Origin of the sequence: Pseudonocardia sp. EV170527-09, assembly GCF_008369905.1 — a bacterium.
Lineage (GTDB): Bacteria > Actinomycetota > Actinomycetes > Mycobacteriales > Pseudonocardiaceae > Pseudonocardia.
Window position 1 is genome coordinate 1 of sequence record NZ_VRMC01000330.1, and the last position, 495, is coordinate 495.

A 495-nucleotide genomic window follows, 5' to 3' on the forward strand; every position below is an offset into this window, starting at 1 on the left:
AACGACGTGGCTCGCGCGGCGGTCGTCCACCGGCATTCGACCGCAACGACTACCGGGGCCGCAACGTCGTCGAGCGCGGATTCTGCGACCTCAAACAGTGGCGGGGCCTCGCGACCCGCTACGACAAGCTCGCTCTGACCTTCCGTGGCGGGGTCGTCCTGAAGGCGATCGTGACCTGGCTACGCGCGTTAGGAGACACGCCCTAGCTGTGATGTCCAGGGAGGTTGTCCCGTCCGGGGGCGGTGAGTCTGGCTGACAGACGAAGGCCTCCGGTTGTGAAGTGGAGCTGTCTAGGAACCGCTTCACCCACCGGAGGCCTTCGTGTCCCACGCTAACGCCGCTCTGACCCCGCGCGCCCGGCTGCGGCTCGCTCAACTCGTCGTCGAGCACGGCTGGACCCACACCGCGGCCGCGACAATGTTCATGGTCTCCGCGCGGACCGCCAAGAAGTGGTCCGACCGCTACCGGGCCGAGGGGCCGGCGGGGATGGCCGAC

General features: G+C 68.5%; 2 protein-coding genes. Both read left to right on the forward strand.

From position 1 onward, the window contains the following. A partial coding sequence (locus tag FVA95_RS29375; protein ID WP_149666947.1) for a transposase occupies positions 1 to 206 on the forward strand: 206 nt, incomplete at its 5' end. A gap of 115 nt (positions 207 to 321) precedes the next feature. Then, a partial coding sequence (locus FVA95_RS29380; protein WP_149662471.1) for a leucine zipper domain-containing protein occupies positions 322 to 495 on the forward strand: 174 nt, incomplete at its 3' end.